Genomic DNA, 2,763 nt, shown 5'->3' on the forward strand with positions numbered 1-2,763 from the left:
CCTGGCAAAATGTGTGTCCTCGCCGTAACGGCTATGCCAGGTGGGATAGGTATCGGGTACGGACAGCAGGATCTCCTTTTCAATACCTAGCAACTTTTTTATGCGTGTGAGTAGCATAGTAATCGTGTCGTTTTATATGTATTGTTTTTTGTTAGTAAGTTTTGATCTTCAGTCCTTTTTCCCCGGTGGAGCCGTTATTATCCCGCGGGGGATTCCCGCGGGATAAAATCATACACTGAAACTAGGCCGTCTTTGGCTAAAAAACATAACTTCAGTGCGTTAACCCATGGATAAGCCGGCGAAGCCCCGGGATTGGCGGTAGCCGGTTCATCAGCCAGGTATATAGACACCGTATTTTACTCGACACCCCCGGCTTACGGGTTGGGTGCCCCGCCTGCGGAACCAATGTGCGTCCGCTGACACCAATTACATTCAGGATGCGGCGCCCATAGGGCGAAAAAGACCAAACGGAACACAAACAATCTTTGGTTGGGCGTTAGTAAAAAAATTCAACCTTAAAACTTAGCTACCTACTGGCTTCTATTATTCCCTTTAATGGTTTGGGGTCCAGCTTTCTCTTATGCATAAGCAATCGGTAGGGTCACCTCTGCTTAAAACCTACGATACCAGCTCATTAACCGGTATCGTATATATCCTGACTTATCATTTTTATTCGTTTCATATTCGTAAAGCGTATCAGATGTTTGGATAATAGCCTTTACATCAATTTATTGTGATCCGCGTAAGAACAGCGCCATCTTTTGCACGGAGATAGGGTCGGCCGATGCAACCTCAGGTAGGGGCGGGGCTAGCCCGTGAACGGAACGCATGGCACTGTTATACTTTAACATTTTTTAGTAAGGAGTAACGCGCCACGATGCGTTGACTCGGGTTCTAGTCAGGGCGCATATCACGAAGATTACGGATCCGCGCGGCAGGCTGTAGGACGGAGCGGAGTAGCCTATGACCCAAGGAGCGTCGTACAGCTGTCCTTCCCGCCCCGACGCGTTGTAAAAGCCGCCCGGGAAGGTTGTAGAAATTTGCGACACGATAATGCCTGAGCCTTCTGCGATCACCTCTAACGTGGTACCGGAGGTAAAGGTGGCTGGGGCATTTAGGCAGATAGCAGCGCTCGAACCGGCCTCTATAACTTGACCAGACACGCCTCCCGAGTACACCGTTGACCACACAGGGGCAGTACCCGGTCCGCTGCTTGTCAGCACCATACCCGACGAGCTCCCTGTACCCGTCAGCCTGTCCGCCTGAATAGTGTTATTAGATATGTCTGCGTTTACTATTGTGCCATCAGCTATTTTAATGCTCGTCACAGCTTGATCGGCCAGCATCCCCGTTTGCACCCCCTGCTGGGCTATGCCAAGTGTATATGGGTTCGCTGCCGTTGGGGTTCCGGCACGGATCAGCCCTCCGTTTAATGTGGCGCCGACTACCTCGTTGCCTACTATATTATCGGGGTCGGCCGGCACGGCTTGCCAGGTAGGAGCTGTGGCGGCGCCGGTGGCGGTCAGTACCTGCCCGGCAGTTCCGCCTACCAGTTTGGCCTGGGTAATGGTTGTATTTGCGATATCTGTACCGGTGATGGTTCCGTCCAGTATATCGAGACTGGTAACTGTGTTATCCTCTATTTTTGCGCTGTTCACGGCGTCATCCCGCAGCTTAGCATTAGTAACACCTCGATCGTTCAGGCTGATCGCGTTGGCGGCCGACACAGTGATAGGGGCAGTGCCCGTATAACCGGGAGCCAGTTCCCATTGCCCGGTTGTATTATTCCATTTCAGAAACTGACCGTCAGTGTTTGCGTCGATCAATTTTACCATCAGCGGGCTGGTTTTAGTTCCGGCCCCCTCTGTAGCCAGGCCGTGGCCGGCTACAACACCTTTCAGCGGAGCGGATTCCCAGGTGGCGTTTCCAACCGGATCCGAGGTTAGCACTTTGCCATCGGCGGGACTTCCCGACTGGATACGCAGCCTGGGCTGTATCATGACATTGTTTTGGTTTTCGGCTCCCTGAAAGGTGAAGTCATTGCCTGCCTGTGTGAGTTGGGTATTCCATTGCAGATCGCCGCCCAGGGTGATCTGATCCGGCATATACACATCCTTCTGCAACCCGTTGATCGCGGTGATACCGCTGGTGCCGCCACCACCGCCGCCGGCCGGAAGCCAGGTGTTGCCCGACCAGATATATTGCCCCGGCGTAAATAGCGAGTTGTTTGTTATATTATAAACGACAAGCCCTTTATGATCAGACTTGATACGCACGTCCGAGGCCTGTTCGGCAAGGGATATAAAAGGCTCCAGGCTGGAGGGGTCTACCAACTGTACCCGCGGCAGGAGAAGGCCTCCGCCACCGGTGCCGGTAGTGGCCCCGCCCGGAAGGGCGGCATTGTTGCTCTTCAGATCAAGCAGGGCCCCTTTGGCAGGTTCAATATTCGAACCGATGGTCACCTGGCTATAGCCGGCTGTGCTCAATAAAAGGACACCGGCGGTTATCACTATTTGTTTTATTAAGGTTTGTCTCATTGTTCTATTGGTTTATGGGTTGGTAATTTTTTATCCTGTTTCCGGGAGTTTTCATATTCTTCCGGTGTTTTCCAAACGGTACCGCCCCAGATATATTCACGGGCTGTCAGTCCGTTTGCCACGGTAGTATTGTTCACTCTGGTACCCTTGTAAGAAGTACGCACATCGGCTGTGATATCTTCATCGGCTGTGACGAGCGGTTGCAGGCTGTTGAGCGCCAACAGGG

The 2,763-nt window shown here is 52.4% G+C and carries 2 protein-coding genes; both read right to left on the bottom strand.

What is annotated here, in order from left to right:
* Window positions 1–854 precede the first annotated feature (854 nt).
* The gene (locus IR083_RS10320; protein WP_194224257.1) at window positions 855–2,000 is read right to left on the bottom strand and encodes a hypothetical protein; all 1,146 of its coding nucleotides are present in this window, start codon (window positions 1,998–2,000) and stop codon (window positions 855–857) included.
* Window positions 2,001–2,533: 533 nt separating this feature from the next.
* The coding region (locus IR083_RS10325) for a hypothetical protein (RefSeq protein WP_194224258.1) at window positions 2,534–2,763 on the bottom strand (230 nt) is incomplete at its 5' end.

Origin of the sequence: Dysgonomonas sp. GY75 (genome assembly GCF_015234155.1) — a bacterium.
Classification (GTDB): Bacteria; Bacteroidota; Bacteroidia; order Bacteroidales; family Dysgonomonadaceae; genus Dysgonomonas; species Dysgonomonas gadei.